Annotated in this window: 19 protein-coding genes; 14 read left to right on the top strand and 5 right to left on the bottom strand. The window is 48.6% G+C overall.

Annotated elements, in window-relative coordinates; translation table 11 throughout:
• Positions 1-28 precede the first annotated feature (28 nt).
• A complete protein-coding gene (locus tag QMA39_RS17010; RefSeq protein ID WP_027956843.1) occupies positions 29-1,483 on the top strand; it encodes an aldehyde dehydrogenase family protein in 1,455 nt (484 codons plus the stop codon).
• Between the two features lie 135 nt (positions 1,484-1,618).
• Here the strand turns inward: QMA39_RS17010 and QMA39_RS17005 are convergent, their stop codons facing one another.
• Both QMA39_RS17005 and QMA39_RS17000 read right to left on the bottom strand, forming a co-directional pair.
• A complete protein-coding gene (locus QMA39_RS17005) occupies positions 1,619-1,786 on the bottom strand; it encodes a hypothetical protein (protein ID WP_206935729.1) in 168 nt (55 codons plus the stop codon).
• 158 nt (positions 1,787-1,944) lie between these two features.
• A complete protein-coding gene (locus QMA39_RS17000; protein WP_027956842.1) occupies positions 1,945-3,117 on the bottom strand; it encodes a pyridoxal phosphate-dependent aminotransferase in 1,173 nt (390 codons plus the stop codon).
• A gap of 148 nt (positions 3,118-3,265) precedes the next feature.
• Between QMA39_RS17000 and QMA39_RS16995 the strand changes: the two genes are divergently transcribed.
• Positions 3,266-4,597, top strand: coding sequence for an FAD-dependent oxidoreductase (locus QMA39_RS16995; protein WP_281659392.1), 1,332 nt, complete (start codon positions 3,266-3,268; stop codon positions 4,595-4,597).
• A gap of 67 nt (positions 4,598-4,664) precedes the next feature.
• A complete protein-coding gene (locus QMA39_RS16990) occupies positions 4,665-5,741 on the top strand; it encodes a nitric oxide synthase oxygenase (RefSeq protein ID WP_281659391.1) in 1,077 nt (358 codons plus the stop codon).
• A gap of 141 nt (positions 5,742-5,882) precedes the next feature.
• On the opposite strand, the gene QMA39_RS16985 is transcribed toward QMA39_RS16990, so the two are convergent.
• On the bottom strand, positions 5,883-6,665 hold the full coding sequence (locus QMA39_RS16985; protein ID WP_281659390.1) for a carbon-nitrogen family hydrolase: 783 nt from the start codon (positions 6,663-6,665) through the stop codon (positions 5,883-5,885).
• Positions 6,666-6,779: 114 nt separating this feature from the next.
• Between QMA39_RS16985 and QMA39_RS16980 the strand changes: the two genes are divergently transcribed.
• From QMA39_RS16980 to QMA39_RS16950, 7 genes are all read left to right on the top strand, one after another.
• Positions 6,780-8,525, top strand: a complete 1,746-nt coding sequence (locus QMA39_RS16980) for a sensor histidine kinase (RefSeq protein WP_206935735.1) — start codon at positions 6,780-6,782, stop codon at positions 8,523-8,525.
• Positions 8,522-9,250 (top strand): LytTR family DNA-binding domain-containing protein, encoded by a 729-nt coding sequence (locus QMA39_RS16975; protein ID WP_281659389.1) that lies wholly within the window; start codon positions 8,522-8,524, stop codon positions 9,248-9,250. Before QMA39_RS16980 ends, QMA39_RS16975 begins: the two co-directional genes overlap by 4 nt.
• Before the next feature lie 138 nt (positions 9,251-9,388).
• Positions 9,389-10,831 carry a carbon starvation CstA family protein gene (locus tag QMA39_RS16970; RefSeq protein WP_281659388.1) on the top strand — a complete coding sequence of 481 codons (1,443 nt, stop codon included), beginning with the start codon at positions 9,389-9,391 and terminating at the stop codon, positions 10,829-10,831.
• Positions 10,832-10,928: 97 nt separating this feature from the next.
• Positions 10,929-11,204, top strand: a complete 276-nt coding sequence (locus tag QMA39_RS16965) for a GNAT family N-acetyltransferase (protein WP_281659387.1) — start codon at positions 10,929-10,931, stop codon at positions 11,202-11,204.
• A 20-nt stretch (positions 11,205-11,224) separates the two neighbouring features.
• Positions 11,225-11,707 (top strand): GNAT family N-acetyltransferase, encoded by a 483-nt coding sequence (locus QMA39_RS16960; protein WP_281659415.1) that lies wholly within the window; start codon positions 11,225-11,227, stop codon positions 11,705-11,707.
• Between the two features lie 26 nt (positions 11,708-11,733).
• The gene (locus tag QMA39_RS16955; RefSeq protein ID WP_281659386.1) at positions 11,734-12,621 is read left to right on the top strand and encodes a diacylglycerol kinase family protein; all 888 of its coding nucleotides are present in this window, start codon (positions 11,734-11,736) and stop codon (positions 12,619-12,621) included.
• A gap of 93 nt (positions 12,622-12,714) precedes the next feature.
• On the top strand, positions 12,715-13,143 hold the full coding sequence (locus tag QMA39_RS16950; protein WP_206935741.1) for a YueI family protein: 429 nt from the start codon (positions 12,715-12,717) through the stop codon (positions 13,141-13,143).
• Positions 13,144-13,172: 29 nt separating this feature from the next.
• Here QMA39_RS16950 and QMA39_RS16945 read toward each other — a convergent pair whose 3' ends face one another.
• Complete coding sequence (locus QMA39_RS16945; protein WP_027956831.1) at positions 13,173-13,364, bottom strand: hypothetical protein; 192 nt, start codon at positions 13,362-13,364, stop codon at positions 13,173-13,175.
• A gap of 524 nt (positions 13,365-13,888) precedes the next feature.
• On the opposite strand from QMA39_RS16945, the gene QMA39_RS16940 reads away from it, so the two are divergent.
• Positions 13,889-14,530 (top strand): lytic transglycosylase domain-containing protein, encoded by a 642-nt coding sequence (locus QMA39_RS16940; protein WP_027956829.1) that lies wholly within the window; start codon positions 13,889-13,891, stop codon positions 14,528-14,530.
• Positions 14,531-15,594: 1,064 nt separating this feature from the next.
• Here QMA39_RS16940 and QMA39_RS16935 read toward each other — a convergent pair.
• Entirely contained in the window at positions 15,595-16,146 is a 552-nt protein-coding gene (locus tag QMA39_RS16935; RefSeq protein WP_027956828.1) for an NADPH-dependent FMN reductase, read from the bottom strand.
• Positions 16,147-16,332: 186 nt separating this feature from the next.
• On the opposite strand from QMA39_RS16935, the gene QMA39_RS16930 reads away from it, so the two are divergent.
• The 3 genes from QMA39_RS16930 (at position 16,333) to QMA39_RS16920 (ending at position 17,504) form a co-directional block, all read left to right on the top strand.
• Complete coding sequence (locus QMA39_RS16930; protein ID WP_027956827.1) at positions 16,333-16,614, top strand: DUF1232 domain-containing protein; 282 nt, start codon at positions 16,333-16,335, stop codon at positions 16,612-16,614.
• A 71-nt stretch (positions 16,615-16,685) separates the two neighbouring features.
• Complete coding sequence (locus QMA39_RS16925) at positions 16,686-17,102, top strand: organic hydroperoxide resistance protein (protein ID WP_027956826.1); 417 nt, start codon at positions 16,686-16,688, stop codon at positions 17,100-17,102.
• 117 nt (positions 17,103-17,219) lie between these two features.
• Positions 17,220-17,504 (top strand): hypothetical protein, encoded by a 285-nt coding sequence (locus tag QMA39_RS16920; protein WP_027956825.1) that lies wholly within the window; start codon positions 17,220-17,222, stop codon positions 17,502-17,504.
• The last annotated feature ends 32 nt before the right edge of the window (positions 17,505-17,536 follow it).

Here is a 17,536-nt window from a genome sequence, read left to right as displayed (position 1 = left end):
AAAGTTCCTGAATGGAGGTAATACAGAAATGAGTCCACAAACATTTACGAAACAATATATCAATGGCCAATGGAAAAACGGCTCCAGTGAGAAATTTGTAGAGAATGTCAATCCATATACAGAACAGTCCATCGCATCGATCCCGTCCGCCAACCAAGACGATTTGAATGAGGCATATGACGCGGCTGTCCAGGCGCAGGAAGGCTGGATGACAACGCTGCCTGCCGAGAAGCAGACGTATTTTGATAAGCTGCTTCACGTCGTGCAGGAGCGAAAAGAAGAAATCGTCGACTGGCTTGTGAAGGAATCCGGAAGTACGATTGTCAAAGCTGAAGTAGAATATCAGGCGGCTGTGTCCATCATCCGTGAATCGGCCAGCTTCCCGACGAGAATGTCCGGCACAATTCTTCCGTCCAACACGCCGGGTAAGGAAAACCGGGTCTACCGCTCTCCTAAAGGGGTAATCGGCATTATCGGCCCGTGGAACTTCCCATTCCACCTTGCTTTGAGATCCATTGCGCCGGCTGTTGCGACAGGAAATACGGTCGTCGTTAAACCAGCTTCTGATGCACCGGTAACGTCCGGCCTGCTCATTGCTGATTTATTTGAAGAAGCCGGCTTCCCGGAAGGTGTGATCAACGTTGTTGTCGGTCGAGGATCTGAAATTGGCGACGCTTTTGTTACTCACCCGGCCGCGAAGCTGATCTCCTTTACCGGTTCAACAGAAGTGGGCAGCCATATCGGAGAGCTGGCCGGTAAACACATTAAAGACACAGCGCTTGAACTTGGCGGGAACAACGCCATGATCGTCCTTGATGATGCAGATGTGGAAAAAGCCGTGCAGGCCGCTGCTTTCGGTAAATTCCTGCACCAGGGCCAGATCTGCATGTCTCTGAACAGAATCATCGTTCATGAAAGTGTTCATGATACGTTCGTCGAGCAGTTCAAACAGAAAGTGGAAAGCCTGAAAGTCGGGGACCCTTCTGAAAAAGATACGGCGGTCGGACCATTGATCAACCGCGAAGCTGTCGAGCGCATCCAGGAAGACCTGCAAAAGACCCTTGACCAAGGGGCAGAAGTGCTTACGGGTGGAGAAGCAGACGGAAATGTTCTGCAGCCGACGGTGCTGACCGGTGTCACCAACGATATGCCGATTGCCAATAATGAAGTGTTCGGCCCTGTAGCTTCTGTCATCAAAGTGTCTTCTGAGGAAGAAGCGATTACAGTTGCGAATGGTTCTCCTTACGGTTTAAGTGGGTCTGTTTTCACCCGTGATGTCCACCGCGGAGTCGAAGTAGCGAAGCGTGTGGAAACGGGTATGATTCACATCAATGATCAGTCTGTGAACGATGAAGCGCATGTCGCTTTCGGAGGAGAAAAAGAGTCAGGCCTCGGTCGTTTCGGTGGCGAGTGGGCCCTCGACAAATTTACAACCGTAAAATGGATCGGAGTCATGAATGGCTATCGTGAATACCCATTTTAATCAAATGAAAAACCCGGACCTTTTCTAAAAAGGTCCGGGTTTTTTTGGTATTATATCGTTGTGGGTTCTCCAGAACTCTTCTGCCGTCAGGAAGGCTGCATAAGGATAAATAGTAGTGGAAAGGGAGGAGTGATGTTACAAATACTTCTCTATTTCCCATTTAGGTCCATGGGCAATTAACACGTTGAGTTTATCGGCATATTCCTTTGCATCTTCTTCGCGAGTGAATATCCGTTCTCTCCGGTCGATGGGATCCCTGAGGATTTCAATTACACTGCTGTCTTTTCGTACAAGCGCGTACATTCAAACCCCTCCTATAAGATATGTGTGATCTTTGTATAATATATATTTAAATCGATTTACAATAAAAGTGCAACTTTTATTTTACGATAAAATCGAAATGATTAAGAAGAATTTCAACAAAAAACGCCTGTTCCTTGTAGAACAGGTGTTTTTGATGTCTATTTTTCTGCGAATTTTTTGAAGCGTACAACAGCATCCTGCAGTGTTTCTTCTGAATTATTCAAGCCAATCCGTACATATCCTTCTCCACTCGCTCCAAACCCGATGCCGGGCGCCACAAACAATCCTGTTTCCTCAAGCAGAGCATCTGCAAAGGACTGGGAGGTATAGCCTTCCGGCACGCGCAGCCAGGCGAAGAATGAACCTTTGCATGGTTCTACATGGTATCCAGCCTCTTCCAACCCGGATAAAAGAAGGTCGCGGCGATGCTCATACGTAGCCGCCAGTTCCTCTACACCAGCCTGGGAACTTAGGAGAGCTGTAGCAGACGCTTTCTGGAGGCCGCCGAAAATACTGCAGAAATAGTGGTCCTGGATGGTTTCGATGGCTTTAATAACGCTGGGGTTCCCAACGGCGAAGGCCACGCGCCAGCCGGCCATGTTAAAGGTTTTGGACATCGTGTAGACTTCTACACCGACATTTTTGGCACCTTCCACCTGCATGAAACTGAGCGGTTTGACGCCGTCAAAACCGATGGCTCCATAGGCGAAATCATGAATCACACAGACATCATGCTTTTCGGCTTCTTTGATCGTTTCTTCGTAAAAAGCCTTGTCCGCTGTTGCACCGGTAGGATTGTTCGGATAATTGAGGAACATAAGCCTGGCTTTTTCCCAGCTTTCGGCATCAATAGCTTCATAGTCAGGGAGGAATTGGTTTTCAGCCAGCAGCGGCATCGGCTTCATTTCCGCGCCGACCATTTCGATTCCTGACCAATAATCCGGGTATCCGGGATCAGGCACGAGCGCCACATCTCCAGGATCAAGGAAGCACTGGCTTAACTCCACCAGACCGGTTTTACTGCCGGGCATGATGGCGATCTCTGTTTCGGGGTCCAGGTCTACATCATACTCGCGCTTGTAAAACTCAGCGATCGCTTCCTTAAAGAACGGATATCCGTGGAAAGGAGGGTACTGATGAAATTCAGGGTTGTCGGCAGCTTCCTTAAGGGATTCAACAATGTGATCAGGAGTCGGCTGATCCGGGTTCCCCTGACCCAGATTAATGGTGTCCCAGCCTTTATTTTCATAGGCATTTAATTTATCAATCAGCGTTGCGAAAAATTGATCCGGCAGACGCTGAATGGCTTTGGATGTTTGGAATTCTTTCATGGATGGTCACCTCAGACATATGTTTTTGGAAAAGTCGAACAAAAAGATAATATAGACAGTGTAACATGACGGAAGTTTGAGTGGGAACATTAATGGTAAAGAAGTAAAGATAGAAGGAACGTCTGCAAATGGAAAAGGAGTGGAAAGAATGGATTATGTGATCATTGGCGGCGATGCGGCCGGTATGAGTGCGGCGATGCAGATCGTCCGTAACACAGAAGGCGGTACCATTACAGTACTGGAGAAAGGGGAGATTACTTCCTACGGCCAGTGCGGTCTGCCCTATGTACTGAAAGGTGTGGTGGATTCAACGGAAGACCTCATTGCAAGAAAACCGGAAACCTTCCGTGAGAAATACGGCATTGATGTACGCATCCGTCATGAAGTGGAACAGGTGGATTGTGACCGGAAGAAAATTTACGCCAGAAACCTTGACGGTGACGAACAGGTGGAAATCACGTACGATAAGCTGTTGATTGCTTCCGGAGCTTCTCCCATCGTCCCTCCCTGGAAGGGGCGGCATCTGGATGGTATTTACACGTTGAAGACCATTCCTGATATTGAGGAAATCATAGCAGGAACGACGGAAGATACGGAACATGTAACGATTATCGGTGGAGGGTATATCGGCCTCGAAATGGCGGAAAGCTACCGCGCACTTGGAAAACAGGTGAGAATCATTGACCGTGGTGCTCAGCTTGCGAAAATTTTTGATGAAGACATGGGTGAACTGGTGCATGAGGAGGCCCGCACAAATGGTTTGGAACTCCACCTCAATGAATCTGTCGAAGGATTCAGGGGGGATGGACAGGTGGAAACTGTTGTCACGGACAAAGGGACGTATGCAACGGATCTCGTTCTTGTGGCTGCTGGTGTGACCCCCAATACATCATTTCTTGAAGGGACAGGCATATACAAAGGGATCAAAGACGCTGTAGCCGTGAATGCTTTTATGGAAACCAGCATTCTGGACATTTATGCCGCGGGTGATTGTGCTGTTCAATATCACCGGGTCAAGGAAAAAATGGATTACATCCCGCTGGGAACCCATGCCAACAAACAGGGGCAGATCGCAGGGTTGAATATGGCAGGTGTCCGTACACCTTTCCGTGGAATTACAGGCACATCCATTTTGAAATTCTTCGATTTGACGCTAGGGCGCACCGGCCTGTCCGTACGGGAAGCGGAACAGGAGAAATTTCCTGTGAAGACGATGACTGTCCAATCCACACATGAAGCGGGTTACTACTCCAAGGATAACCCGATGACTGTAAAAGTGATTTACGATGCGGAAACCCGCCAGCTTCTGGGTGGTCAGATCATAGGAAAGGACGGGGTGGACAAACGGATCGACGTCCTTGCCACCGCCTTGTTCCACAAAATGAAGGTGGATGATCTGCAGGATCTGGATCTCAGCTATGCGCCTCCTTATAACAGCGTATGGGATCCAATCCAGCAGGCGGCACGTAAAGCAGACTGATCGATAGGGGATTCTATGGGAATATGGTAGGATGGGGGATGAGCAACCTACAGGAGGATGTCATGCTGTGAATACAGATCTATATACAAAGGCGGAGGAATTCATCCGCCTGTTCTACTATGAGCAACAGCTTTCCGGAGTGGAAGACCGACTGGATGAAATCCGGCAGTCCATCGACGAGGAAGGCACCTATACCCATACCTCTACGGAATTGGAATTCGGTGCCAAGGTGGCATGGCGGAACAGCAACCGTTGTATCGGCCGTCTGTTCTGGGATACGCTGCGCGTCTTTGATGCCCGCCATCTTGATACACCCGAAGCTATGCGCGATGCCTTGTATGACCACATCGATTACGCTACGAATGGAGGACGGATCCGTTCAACGATCACCATTTTCAAACCGGAAACGGAAGAGCACCAGGTCCGGCTTTGGAATCACCAGCTGATCCGGTACGCCGGCTATGAAGAAAATGGGACGGTGACCGGGGATCCGGCTTCCGTGGCATTCACTAAACGCTGTCAACAGCTTGGGTGGCAGGGGGAAGGAACGGCCTATGATATCCTGCCTTTGGTCATTGAAGCGGATCATGAGCAGCCACAGTGGTTTGAAATCCCCCAGGAAAAAATTTTGGAAGTCCCGCTGAGGCATCCGGATTTTGACTGGTTTAAGGATTTGAAGTTGAAATGGTATGCTGTGCCGATTATTTCCGATATGCGTCTTGAAATCGGCGGGTTGAATTATACAGCGGCGCCGTTCAACGGGTGGTACATGGAAACGGAAATTGGTGCACGTAACCTGGCTGATGAATTCCGTTATGATCTGCTTCCGGCAGTCGCTGAAGCGATGGGGCTGGATACCCGCCGCAATGCATCGTTATGGAAGGACCGGGCTTTGATCGAATTGAATCAGGCCGTTCTGCATTCCTACCAGACGGATGGAGTGAACATCGTCGATCATCATACGGCAGCCAAGCAGTTTCAGCGGTTTGAACAGAAAGAAAATAAATGTGGACGTCAGGCAACAGGCGATTGGACTTGGTTGATTCCACCTGTATCGCCCGCCGCGACGCACATTTTCCATTCTTCTTACGAAAACCGGATGGATTCACCGAATTATTTCTATCAGGCGCCAGCCTATGAATAAGAAAACCGTCGGACCTGTGAAGGGCCGGCGGTTTTTTAATGATAAAGTGGCTATCGATTTATTGGCAGAAATATCGATTTTATCTTCCGTATATCTATTATTTTAAGCAGATATCCATTTTTTTCATAGACATCAACGAAATCACTGATACAGGTCAGGACGGCGGTCCTGGAAAATCGGGATCTGCTTCCGGATCGCCTCCACCTCGGAAAAATCGACATTTCCGTATACGATTTCTTCGTCCAGCCCTCCTTCGGCTACAATCGTCCCCCACGGATCAATGATGAGCGAGTGCCCGCCGAATGTATTATTCGGGTCGGAACCGGAGCGGTTGCAGGCCATGACGAAGCATTGATTTTCAATAGCACGGCTGATTAACAGACTGCGCCAGTGATCGACGCGAGGCTTCGGCCATTCTGCGACAACCAACAGGCCGCGGGCTCCGTCGAGCATTTCTGTACGCATCCATTCAGGGAAGCGGATGTCGTAGCAGATGGCTCCCGCCAGCGGTATGTTATGTAAGTGGAAGTTTCCCTGCGTGTCTCCGGACTCGAGATATTTTTCTTCGTCCATCAGACGGAATAAGTGGACTTTACGATAGTTCAGCACACGTTCCCCGTGTTCATTGTAAGCGACCATCGTGTTATAAAAGTACTCCTTGTCCCGTTCAGCGATGGAACCTGCAATGGTTACCCTGTTGTCGCGGGCAAGCTTCTTCAACAGCTGGTGGGTCGGTCCTTCCAGGTCTTCAGCGATTTCTCCCAGGCGTGTCAGGTCATACCCGGTTGTCCAAAGCTCTGGAAGCAGAATCAAAGTACTTCCCTGGTCGGCCGCTTCCTTTATTTTGGCCTCCGCCGCATTCCGATTGGCAGACGGATCACCGAAGGCAATATCCATTTGAATCATAGCGATCTTCGTTTTCATTATCATCACCTCATTTTTTCCTAGTGTATCAAATAATTCTGACGTTTTCCTGCATTCCGTGTCTTTTTAGGAAGCGTGCTACAATAGAAAAAAAGATAGAAAGAGGAATGTGCGATGTTTGAACTTTTTCTTCCTATGCTGGAACGGCTTGGAATCATCGTCACGGCAGCCTTTATATTCACCCGGTTCCATTTTTTCCGTGAACTGGCCGACCAGAAGATGTTAACAGGGAAGCAGCAGATGACTGCGATCGGATTTTTTGGCCTGTTCGGAATGATCGGCACCTATACAGGCATTACGTATGATACGAGTTCCCTGGAATTCGGTCGTTGGGCGTATCAGCTGGTGGATACAGAGGCACTGGCGAACTCCAGGGTCATCGGTATCGTGGCCGCTGGTCTGTTCGGTGGTTGGCGGATCGGCCTTGGGGCAGGGTTGATTGCAGGGTTTCACCGGTATTTCCTCGGGGGATTTACAGGTCTGGCCTGTGGTGTTTCCGCTGTCGTTGCTGGTTTGATTGCCGGATTTTTTCATAAAAAAGGGAAGCCCTTGAAGCTGAAAACGGCGTTGTTCGTCGGTGCTCTGGCAGAGACGATCCAAATGGGGATCATTCTCCTGATGGCCCAGCCGTTTACAAGAGCGTGGGAGCTGGTCCAGGAAATCGGTCTTCCCATGATTGCTGCCAATGGTGTCGGGTCAGCCCTTTTTCTGCTCATTATCCGTAATGTGTTAAATGAGGAGGAGAAAGCAGGTGCTGTTCAAGCGCAGAAGGCCCTGAAACTGGCTGAATTGACGGTTGCCCACCTGCGTAAAGGCTTGACGAAAGAATCGGCAGCAAGAGCTTGCCGGATCATTTATGACGAAGTTGATGTAAGCGCTATATCTATGACAGATAAACAGACGATTCTTGCCCATGTCGGCCTGGCTGATGATCACCATCATTACGGGGAATCCATTCAAACCGATGCAACGAGAGAAGTGATTTATTCCGGGCGGCGTGTCATTGCCGGACATGAGGATATTCAGTGTCGGAACAAGGACTGTCCTTTGGGAGCGGCTGTCATCGTACCTCTGAAAAAACGGGATGAAGTGGTGGGAACATTGAAATTTTATGTAAGAACAGAGAAAGAAATTTCAACGGTTCTTCTGGAACTGATTCAGGGTCTGAGCGCCCTCCTCAGCCAGCAGCTTGAACTGGCAGATGCTGACCAGGCAGAGGAGATGGCAAGAAAAGCTGAAGTGAAGGCGCTGCAGGCTCAGGTGAACCCACACTTTTTGTTCAATTCGCTGAACGTTATCGTTTCTTTGACGCGGACGGAGCCGGATAAAGCCCGTTCCCTGCTCATCGCACTCTCTAAATTTTTCCGTCAGAATCTGGGGGCGACAACGAAAACGCGGGTCAGTCTCGCCGAAGAGTTGAAGCACGTGCGTGCCTATCTATTAATAGAAGAAACACGCTTTGTAGACCGATTGAAGATTGATTATGACATCGATGAATCTGCCCTATCTGCAAAGATCGCTCCGCTTACGCTCCAGCCTTTAGTGGAGAACAGCATGAAGCATGGCGTGAAGGATCAAAATGAAGAAGCCCGGATCACTCTAACCATTCACAGGGAAGACGCCTGTGTCCGCGTATCCATCGCTGATAATGGCAGAGGGATTGATACGGAGCGTCTTCAACAACTTGGGGACGAAGTCGTAGATTCAGATAAAGGGGCTGGATTTGGTCTGTATAATGTAAACAAACGGTTGGAATATATGCATGGGGAAGGCGCGAAGCTGCACATCGAAAGCAAGCCCGGGCAGGGGACGATGATCAGCTTCACTCTTCCTCTGGAGGAAAAGGAGGAAACGGCATGACGGATATACGCGTGCTGATCGTTGATGATGAACGCTTCAGCCGGGAAGAATTAGCCTATCTGCTTCAACCCTTCGAACGGATTAAAGTGGTCGGGGAAGCGGCCTCCGGCGATGAAGCGATTGTGGCTGCTTTGAAGTACCAGCCGGACGTCATGTTTCTTGATGTCGAGATGCCGAAGATGGATGGACTGGCTGTAGCTGCTGCCATAAAGGATTTGAAAAAGGTGCCTGAAATCGTGTTTGCAACAGCTTATCCCGATTTTGCCGTGGAAGCGTTCCGTCATCAGGCGCTCGATTATCTGCTGAAGCCGTTTGATGAGGACCAATTAGCTGAGGCGGTGAACCGGATGGAAAAGAAGCTGCTGCCGGAGGAAAATCAAAAGCAGGGTCCGGTTCCTTCTAAGTTTGCGGTGGAGGTGGACGAAACCATTGAATACCTCAATCCTTCAGATATCATGTACGTGTACAGAGAGGGCAGAGCAACGAAAATTGTCGGCCGGGCTTCTGTTTACGAAACCAACGATGCTTTGAAGGATGTGGAAGAGCGCCTGCAGCCGTTTTCTTTTTTCAGGATTCATAAAAGCTATCTCGTTAACATTGATTATATTCACCGTCTCACACCCTGGTTTAATGGAGCCTGGCAGCTTGAGCTGCGGGGAGCGGAGGAAAAGCTGTCCGTCAGCAGGAATTACGTGAAGGATTTAAGGAGAATGATGGAGTTGTAAAAGGCGCATTCTTTTTCGATGCGTCTTTTCTACACGTTGAACGCGTTCAACGACATAATAAACAGAACCTCATCTTTTGTAAGCGTTATCATGATACGCTGTTTGCAACCGATTACAAAGATGAGGGGAGAACAACGGATGATTACATTTCTAGTCAGTATTGCACTCTTAATTGCCGGATACTTTACTTATGGAAAATACGTAGAAAAACAGTTTGGTGTTCAAACAGGACGCGAGACTCCTGCGTATACGCATGGGGACGGTGTGGATTATCTGCCAATGGGCGAAAAGCGGAACTCGTTGATTCAGCTGTTGAATATTGCCGGGGTCGGTCCGATTTTCGGTCCTATTCTGGGGGCGCTGTATGGGCCGGTCGCTTTTTTATGGATTGTGTTTGGCTGCATCTTCGCCGGGGCTGTCCATGATTATTTAACAGGCATGATATCCATCAGGAACCGCGGCGCCCACCTGCCTGAACTGGCTGGGAAATTTCTCGGGAAAGTGATGAAGCACGTCGTGAACGCCTTCGCTATTCTGCTTCTCGTTCTGGTCGGAACTGTGTTTGTAACAGCTCCAGCCGATCTTCTGCACAATATGACGAACAGCTGGCTGTCCCTTCCTGTTATTCTGGCAGCAATATTTGTTTACTATCTACTTGCTACGATGCTTCCAATTGATAAAATTATCGGACGTTTCTATCCGGTCTTCGGAGCGTTGTTATTAATCAGTGCCATTGGAGTCGGAGTATCACTTGTGGCTACAGGCGCACCGATTCCAGAGTTGTCCCTGACGAACATGCACCCTGACAACGCACCGATCTTCCCGCTGTTATTTTTAACGATATCCTGTGGAGCGTTGTCCGGCTTTCATGCCACCCAGACGCCGATCATTTCAAGAACGACTCAGAAGGAAAAACAGGGACGCCGCATTTTTTACGGCATGATGATTGCGGAAGGAATTATTGCCATGATCTGGGCAGCTGCTGCGATGAGCCTGTTCGGCGGATCCGGAGGCTTGAATGAAGTCCTTGCCAGTGGCGGTCCTGCGGCGGTCGTCAGTGAAGTATCGATTGCTATGCTTGGAGCGTTTGGCGGGACGCTTGCTGTCCTTGGTGTCATTATTCTGCCGATCACTTCGGGGGATACAGCTTTCCGCAGTGCCCGTATGATTATCGCCGACTACTTGAACATCTCCCAGAAAAAGCTGGCCAGCCGTATCTGGATAGCACTTCCGCTGTTTGTCATTTCTTTTGCTTTGACACGCATTGACTTCACTCTGCTTTGGAGATACTTCTCCTGGGCCAACCAATCCACGGCTGTCATTGCGCTGTGGGTGGGAGCGATGTACTTGTTCCTCGCTCGAAAAAACTATTGGATCGCCGCTGTTCCGGCCGCATTCATGACGATGGCTACATTTACGTACATCATCAATGCGCCCATCGGATTCGGCCTTCCGTTGAACGTAGCTTATGGACTGGCCGCGTTCATTACAGTGGGGGTTGTAACAGCTTTCTTCATAGCTGCCAAACGCGGCCTGCAGCGGAACATCCCGCTGGAAGAGGATTTGAAGACGACAGCCTGAAGCATCTTCCCTTATTCTCCTAACATCCATGGGCCTTCCATGGATGTTTTTCTTATAGGCAGGAGGGAATGCTTTTTATATGAAAGGGGAGTTGAACATGGAACGAATGATTCATGAAGATAAAGGAAGACTTTATATGGGAGAAAAACAGGATCCAGCCGCCGAACTGGTTTTTGATGTGGAAGATGATACAATGATCATTCTGAGCACTCATGTGGATCCGGCCGAGCGTGAACAAGGGCTTGGCAGGGAGCTCGTAGATGAAGCTGTGAATTATGCGAGAAAACATAAATTAATGATCGACCCTGTGTGCTCTTTTGCGCATAATGTAATAGAAGAAACCCCGGAATATCAGGTGGTTCGCAAGAAGTAGAGGAGGCGTTTGATTTGGCAGTGATCAGGGAAGTAGAGGACAGGGATTTAATGCACTTTACAAGATATGCCGTGGATTATCTTCATGCCGTGAAAGATGAACAGGAAGGACAACTCTCAGGAGATGTTCTGCGGGAGCGGAAATTCTGGGCCGCTGATCAGTTTACGAATGTCGCGCCGGAACAGAAACTGATTGCCGCCGAGGTGGAAGGCCGGCTGATCGGCTACGGCCTTGCTGTGATCGATCCGGTTTCCGTTGAGGAAAGAAAGGGGCGGATCGAAGAACTGTATGTCGATGAATTTTACCGCAGGGAAGGCATCGGTACACAGATGTGCCGCTCCTTACTGGATTGGATGACAGGACAGGGCATCGAGCACATCCAAGTGGAATGGGAGGGAGCCGGACATGGAGGGCAGGAGTTCTTCCAATCGTTCGGTTTCATTCCTGTGCGGACGGTGTATCAATATCCTGAACATTTACTCGGCAGGGGTCCGGAAGAATAAGATCCCGGCTTCAGGGAGGCTGAATCATGAAAAGCGTAATGCTGATCGTCAATCCTTCTTCAGGTAAAGAGGAAGCCGTTACGTATGTGGCTGAAATTCAGGAGATACTTGAAGATAAAGGATATGCTGTGAAAGAAGTACAGACGGAAAAAGAATTGGATGCTACCAAATACTGCCGGGATGCCTGTAAAGAAGCGTATGATCTGGTCGTTTCTCTTGGAGGGGATGGAACGCTTCATGAAACCATTAACGGCATGGTCGATCAGGAACACCGGCCCCTTCTGGCTGTGATCCCACTGGGGACCGTCAATGATTTCGCCAGAGCTTTGAATATACCGCTTCATCCGGATGAAGCGGTCCAGCTGCTGCGTAATGACCATTCCCGGAAAGTGGACATAGGTAAAGTGAACGAACGGTATTTTGTAAATATTACAGCTGTCGGAGCTCTCGCTGAAGCGACGTATGAAGTCAGTCCGGAGCAGAAGACGCGTTTGGGTCCACTTGCCTATGTGATGGAAGGAATCAAAACCCTTTCTTCAGATGGAACCAGTCCGCTGACCATTCAGTTCGATGATCATAAAACGTGGGAAGGGGACGCGTTCCTTTTTCTGGCCGCTCTAACGAACTCGACAGGTGGGTTTGAGCGGCTGGCGCCCGACGCAGAAGTAGATGACGGTCTGCTGCACTGTTTCATTCTTCCACGTATGAACATGATGCGCCTTGCCTCCATCGTTACCTCCATTTTAAGAGGAGAATTACAGGAAGATTCCTCGGTTGAGTATTTCAAAGCCCGGCGGGTGGAGATCTCGTCCCGGGAAACGGTGAAAACCAATGTGGATGGGGAAGAGGGCGATCCTCTCCCTGTCGTCCTAGATGTTCTTCCTTCTCATATAGAAGTGATTTCTGTACCTTAGGGCGGTGTCGCAGGACCCGTCCTTTTTGCTGGGCTTTTTGAATGGATGTCCGTTGTTTGAACGTTCATAATAGAAGAGTGAGGTGATGGAAAGATGAAAAAACCGGATCTGGAGGATTACCTGCAGGAAGGGATATATGGAAGCAGAGAAACCAACCCGGGTGAACGCAGACAATTTTTAGGTACGCTGCGGGAACGGATTCTCCTTGCGCTGACGAACGGGCAAGTGATGCAGGAGGAAGGTTTTGGGGAGCTGGAGAAGGAAATGAGCCGCAACCCCGAGGCGACACTGTTATTGAACGGGGAGATCAGCTACCGCTTTTTATCGCCATTAAAAGATATAGCGGAAAAGCATAACATTCATCATACTACGATCTCCAATCAGGATACAGAAACGGAGTACGGGGCAGTGTTAACGCTCGATTACGCTGTGGAAAAAGAAGAAATTCATTATCATCCTCCGTCTCCAAAAGAAGAAGCCCCCGAGCGTAAAAGTTTCTTGAAACGATTGTTCGGAATATGAAAAGGACTGCCGGGAGCAGTCCTTTTTTATTATTGATATTGTTTGAGGAACCGGGCTAAGCCAGTAAATATAAGTACAAATGAGAACAGAATCATCGCAATGTAGCCTGCATAGTACAAGAATTGATCAAAGAAATTTCCACCCGTATCACCTAAGCTGAACAGGGCATAACCAGCGAGCAGAGCAGCCAGGAAGTAAAACGCATTGTTGTTGAATTCCATGATGGTTTCCCACCTCCTTTGTACTTTCAATATATGAGCAGCAGGCAGGCAATATTTATCTTTTGGAAAATATTTTGTCCTTCATGAAAAACATAAAAAAACTCCCTTTTGAAAACAAAAGGGAGATGGTGCTCGTCTTTCGATGAGGGAAGACGTACCATGAAATCTACAGGTTATTTTTCCTGGCGGGAAAAAATAATAGGGTCATTCGACGTAAGAGACAAAAGAGTGTACCTATGTAAGAACAGTTACGATGTGACAATCGCTGAAGGCGTGGACAACCTGCACGCCATCTCACTTACGGTGATGAGGAAACTCTTTTGCTTCTTTTATTGTACCACTGCTCCGGTGGGTTCTGCTTTGGGAAAAAGAGAGTGGAAAACGATACTTAAATGAGTGATTCAGGAAAGTTTTTTCTCAAGTTTTGTCTAAGTCTGGAAACTTGTAAAAATGATCCAACAAGTGATTGTCGGAATGTGACGCATCCTGTACACTTTACATATCAATGAGACGAGGTGGAAGCAATGGATGTCAACAAGCTTCAATGGATGATGCAGATGCAGAGCTTTTCTTTTTTGGGCGGCACTCAGCAGGGAAATGGGGGACAGGATCTGCAGGGGTTGTCCTTTCAGGATTTGTTTCAAGCGGCAGTCAGTCAGGCGTTTGCGGCAGGGGTGGCCCCCGTGTCGATGAATACAGAGTCCCTTTATTTGAACGGGACGGATCGACCTCTAGCTTCTCCGGTGACAACAGCACCGAAGCAGCAGCCGGCTCCTGCTGAACAAACAAAAGGATCAGAAAGCCTGGATCATTGGATATCGAAGGCATCTTCCCAATATGGGGTGGATGAAAGTCTGATTCGTTCTGTCATTCAGACCGAATCCAATTTTGATGCAGATGTTGTCAGTCATGCCGGGGCCCAGGGGCTTATGCAGTTGATGCCCGCCACAGCAAGGGGCCTGGGGGTGGAGAATCCTTTTGATCCGGAACAGAACATTATGGGAGGGACCAAGTATCTAAAACAAATGCTTGACCGCTACAATGATGATCCGTCCCTGGCTCTTGCCGCGTATAATGCCGGGCCGGGAAATGTTGATAAGTACGGAGGTATTCCTCCTTTTCGAGAAACCGAGAACTACGTAAGCAAGGTCCTTGGGCGAGTATAAAGACCAGTTGTCACCCGGTGTATGTCGAGTGGCGCTTATGTTCTGCTTATTGATTGATGTATCTACAGGCGGTACCATGGATAAGTTTTTCATGACAGCCGGATAGTGAGCAGAAGAGAAGAACCCCTTCTTCGTATTTTTAAATCATAAAAGAGGGATACACATTCTCACGAAAAACCCCTGACAGGGAATGTCAGGGGTTTTTCATTTATATCGACTTCTCAAGAAGAACCGTGATTTTCCATCCAGATATATTCCAGATCAAGTACTGTCCAGCTGCAGATGGTTTGGTCTGATCAGGGCGCCTCCGCATTTCTTTTTTTAATCCGGTTCCGAGGAGCAGTCCTTCGCGGTATAAGCCGTTCATTTCCGTGAAGAAAGTTCCCTTCACTGTAATGCCCGGCTTTTACGTGTCAGGCCTCCCCGCTCCTCTCCACCCTGATCATGTCCAGCTCCAGCGCCCAGCCCCTCGAGGTCTTAAGCAGATCTTTTTACCGGCACAACCCGCCGGAAAAAGATCTGCTTAAGCTTGTCGGGGCTGATCAGGACGCCTCCGCATTTCTTTTTTGTAATCCGGTTCCGAGGAGCAGTCCTTCGCGATATAAGCCGTTCATTTCCGTGAAGAAAGTTCCCTTCACTGCAATGCCCGGCTTATACGTGTCAGGCCTCCCCGCTCCTCTCCACACCCTGATCATGTCCAGCTCCAGCGCCCAGCCCCTCGAGGTCTTAAGCAGATCTTTTTACCGGCACAACCCGCCGGAAAAAGATCTGCTTAAGCTTGTCGGGGCTGATCAGGACGCCTCCGCATTTCTTTTTTGTAATCCGGTTCCGAGGAGCAGTCCTTCGCGATATAAGCCGTTCATTTCCGTGAAGAAAGTTCCCTTCACTGCAATGCCCGGCTTATACGTGTCAGGCCTCCCCGCTCCTCTCCACACCCTGATCATGTCCAGCTCCAGCGCCCAGCCCCTCGAGGTCTTAAGCAGATCTTTTTACCGGCACAACCCGCCGGAAAAAGATCTGCTTAAGCTTGTCGGGTCTGATCAGGGCGCCTCCGCATTTCTTGATTACTTATCGGGTTCTAAATGGCGGCTCATTTGCAGGTATTGGTTGAAGACGATGGTCATTTCTTTGAGGCGGCTGCGGACGTCTTCGTCGATGAGCTCGCCGTCGGTGGAGAAATGATTGGTATGGGTATAGACGTAGTTCGGTGTGACCATGCAGCGGAAGTAATTCAGGATTGGTTTCAGTTGATTTTCGATAACCAGGTGGTGCTGAAGCGTCCCTCCGTTGGCGATGATGGTGACGGGTTTGTAGCGCATAGCCAGTGGTGATACGGCATCAAATACGTTTTTTAACGTTCCTGGAATGGAGCCCTGGAAAATAGGGGTTGCGATCACGTAGGCGTCGGCCTCCTCAATTTCCTGTATCAGGCGCTGCATATCCTGATTGTATTCCTCGGCCGGACGCCCGTCGACGAATTGAAGTTCGTAATTTTCCAGGTCGATGATTTTCGTTTCGTGATCATCTGGCAGCAGTTGAATGTATTTATCTATTTCATTTAGCAGTGTCCGTGTTTTTTTTCCGACAATTGTTCCGTTGAGCAGCAAGATCTTCATGACATCCTTCTCCCCTTTTGGTCTTTGTTTATAGTATATGCCAATGATGTTGTCTGGGCTATTCTCTCTCTGTAATCCCGGGTTGTTCTCCTTTTTATGGTAAAGTATACGCACAGTGAAAGCAATGGAAAGCAGTGGCTGTAACAGCGCTCAAACAGGGAATGAATAGAAGGGGAGGGATGAGGAATGATACGTTTCTGGAGAAGAATCAAGTTTCTTTTTAATGTGCGGAAGTCTGTGCCGTTTATCGTACGCTTTTTTCAGTCCAGGCAGGTAAGTATGAAAAAGAAATGGTTGTCCGTTCTTCTTCTTACAGCCTACCTTGCATTTCCGTGGGACTTGATTCCGGATGTGCTCATCTTCTTTGGGATTGTCGATGATCTGGCTGTGTTCACGTACATTCTTCAGTGGATGGTGAAAATGGCACCGGAATCGCTGCAGGAGGAATTTCGGGTGTACAAGGAATAGAAAGGTTTACCATTAGGGAAGATGAGGTATGTAATGGATGGAGTCTCTATACTAGCCAAGGAGTGATAATGATGAGTAAAGTTATGTTTACAGCGCACGCAACAGCCCAAGGTGGACGTAATGGACACGTAAAATCTGATGACGGTCTTATTGATCTGAACCTGACTATGCCGGGTGAAGGTTCAGAAAAAGGTTCAAACCCTGAACAGCTGTTTGCTGCAGGATATTCTGCCTGCTATGATGGTGCTCTGAACCTTGTGGCAAGCAATCAGAAGAAGGATATCGATTCTGAAATCACTGCTGATGTAAGCCTCATGAAAGATGAAGCAGACAATGGCTTTAAAGTCGGTGTTGTCCTTAATGTGAAAATTAAAGGTGTATCCCAGGAAGAAGCAGAAGAGCTTGCAGAAGAAGCTCATAAAGTATGCCCTTATTCCAAAGCTACACGCGGCAACATTGATGTAGAGATCAATGCTCAGGCGGTATAATTGATAAGAAGGAAAAATCCCGGGACTTTCCCCGGGATTTTTTTTATGGGTGTTTAGGCGGATGATTTCTATTTCCATCAGGCGTGTGGTATTTTATAATGGAAGGGGTGAAGAGCTGTGCAAATCACCGATGAAGCGCGTGACTTACTGCAGCAGATATTAGAAGAGGAAGAGGCACCGGGCCTCCGGCTGTTTTTTGCCGGATATGGATGCGGAGAGCCTGATATCGGTATGACACTCGGCGAACCTGAAGCCGATGACGAACTGCATTATATCAATTCGATTCCTGTCGCTGTTGACCAGAGAATTGCTCATTTAATTGAACCGTTGACTATAGAAGGAAAACAGACGATGGAAGGGCCGAAGTTTCAAATGACCGGTCTTCCTGAGAAAGACTGTTAACCGAAAGCCCACTTTAGTGTGGGTTTATTTTT

Source organism: Halobacillus sp. Cin3 (assembly GCF_947311855.1).
Taxonomy (GTDB): Bacteria; Bacillota; Bacilli; order Bacillales; family Halobacillaceae; genus Halobacillus; species Halobacillus kuroshimensis.
Note: the sequence above shows the minus strand (reverse complement) of the source record. Positions and strands in the feature narration are given on the sequence as shown.

Coding starts and splice junctions, on each gene's coding strand:
- QMA39_RS16955 (WP_281659386.1), top strand. CDS start 11,734: ATGAAAAGCGTAATGCTGATCGTCAATCCTTCTTCAGGTAAAGAGGAA.
- QMA39_RS17005 (WP_206935729.1), bottom strand. CDS start 1,786: ATGTACGCGCTTGTACGAAAAGACAGCAGTGTAATTGAAATCCTCAGG.
- QMA39_RS17000 (WP_027956842.1), bottom strand. CDS start 3,117: ATGAAAGAATTCCAAACATCCAAAGCCATTCAGCGTCTGCCGGATCAA.
- QMA39_RS16950 (WP_206935741.1), top strand. CDS start 12,715: ATGAAAAAACCGGATCTGGAGGATTACCTGCAGGAAGGGATATATGGA.
- QMA39_RS16970 (WP_281659388.1), top strand. CDS start 9,389: ATGATTACATTTCTAGTCAGTATTGCACTCTTAATTGCCGGATACTTT.
- QMA39_RS16980 (WP_206935735.1), top strand. CDS start 6,780: ATGTTTGAACTTTTTCTTCCTATGCTGGAACGGCTTGGAATCATCGTC.
- QMA39_RS16945 (WP_027956831.1), bottom strand. CDS start 13,364: ATGGAATTCAACAACAATGCGTTTTACTTCCTGGCTGCTCTGCTCGCT.
- QMA39_RS17010 (WP_027956843.1), top strand. CDS start 29: ATGAGTCCACAAACATTTACGAAACAATATATCAATGGCCAATGGAAA.
- QMA39_RS16975 (WP_281659389.1), top strand. CDS start 8,522: ATGACGGATATACGCGTGCTGATCGTTGATGATGAACGCTTCAGCCGG.
- QMA39_RS16965 (WP_281659387.1), top strand. CDS start 10,929: ATGGAACGAATGATTCATGAAGATAAAGGAAGACTTTATATGGGAGAA.
- QMA39_RS16985 (WP_281659390.1), bottom strand. CDS start 6,665: ATGAAAACGAAGATCGCTATGATTCAAATGGATATTGCCTTCGGTGAT.
- QMA39_RS16935 (WP_027956828.1), bottom strand. CDS start 16,146: ATGAAGATCTTGCTGCTCAACGGAACAATTGTCGGAAAAAAAACACGG.
- QMA39_RS16930 (WP_027956827.1), top strand. CDS start 16,333: ATGATACGTTTCTGGAGAAGAATCAAGTTTCTTTTTAATGTGCGGAAG.
- QMA39_RS16995 (WP_281659392.1), top strand. CDS start 3,266: ATGGATTATGTGATCATTGGCGGCGATGCGGCCGGTATGAGTGCGGCG.
- QMA39_RS16925 (WP_027956826.1), top strand. CDS start 16,686: ATGAGTAAAGTTATGTTTACAGCGCACGCAACAGCCCAAGGTGGACGT.
- QMA39_RS16940 (WP_027956829.1), top strand. CDS start 13,889: ATGGATGTCAACAAGCTTCAATGGATGATGCAGATGCAGAGCTTTTCT.